Raw genomic sequence first — 885 nt, 5'->3', positions numbered from 1 at the left:
GTACAACTGCCTCAAGCGCGAGGGGGTCCACTCGGTGGGCGAGTTGCTGGCGCGTTCCGAGGCCGACCTGATGGACATCCGCAACTTCGGTGCGAAGTCCATCGACGAGGTGAAGGAAAAGCTCGCCGGCATGGGCCTCGGCCTCAAGGACGCCCCGCCCGGATTCAACCCGACCGCCGCCGCCGACATCTTCGGCGCCGACGACGTGGACGCGGGCTTCGTGGAGACCGAGCAGTACTGAACGCTGCGCGGCACCGGCCGTGGAAACCCTTCGCGGGCGGAGAAAGGGAACCTCCACCCTCTTCCCTGCCGGAGGGAGACCTCGGCCGGGCCCCCGTCCGCACACAAACCCTGAAGAAGGCCGGTCCCTGCCGACACACCGGGGTCAGTGGCCCACTCCTTGATCTGCCGGCCCCTGTCCGGTCGCAGTTGCCGAGGGCGGGACGTGGCAGTGGTGGCGGTCTCGTGGACGAACTCCAGCAGTCGGCAACCGGCCGGAGACGGCGCGGTCTCACAGGTCGACGCCGCGTCCGCCGAGATGAGGGCGATCGCGTACTCCGGCCGGGCCGGCATGCTCCTGGGTGAGGTGATCCTCTCCGAGACGACCTTGGAGGTGGAGTTGTCGATCGCGCCCCGGACCTGACTCGGCCGGGACTCACCGACCACTTCATCGGACCGGCAGGACGGAGGTGTGCTCCGCGCGTACGGCCCGCAAATCCACAGCCTATGACCGAAATGACCCACTCGATGACAGTCCACCAGAACCACGCTCGGCCTTCATAACACTGCAGGTCACCGAGTCCGCTCCCCGCACCCGCGGGGTTACTGGTAGGCGGTTGAGCAGGGCATTGTTCCGAGTCTGCGCTATTGGGGGAGGGTGACCAG

2 protein-coding genes are annotated in these 885 nt (G+C 67.5%); both read left to right on the top strand.

Annotated elements, in window-relative coordinates; genetic code table 11:
* Positions 1 to 241 (top strand): DNA-directed RNA polymerase subunit alpha C-terminal domain-containing protein (locus JHN63_RS51505; RefSeq protein ID WP_307782201.1); only part of this gene is annotated, 241 nt, incomplete at its 5' end.
* Between the two features lie 204 nt (positions 242 to 445).
* Entirely contained in the window at positions 446 to 643 is a 198-nt protein-coding gene (locus JHN63_RS51500; RefSeq protein ID WP_200692006.1) for a hypothetical protein, read from the top strand.
* Positions 644 to 885 lie beyond the last annotated feature (242 nt).

The organism is Streptomyces sp. MBT65, from assembly GCF_016612545.1.
Taxonomy (GTDB): Bacteria; Actinomycetota; Actinomycetes; order Streptomycetales; family Streptomycetaceae; genus Streptomyces.
This window is presented reverse-complemented; position numbering and strand designations above follow the sequence as displayed.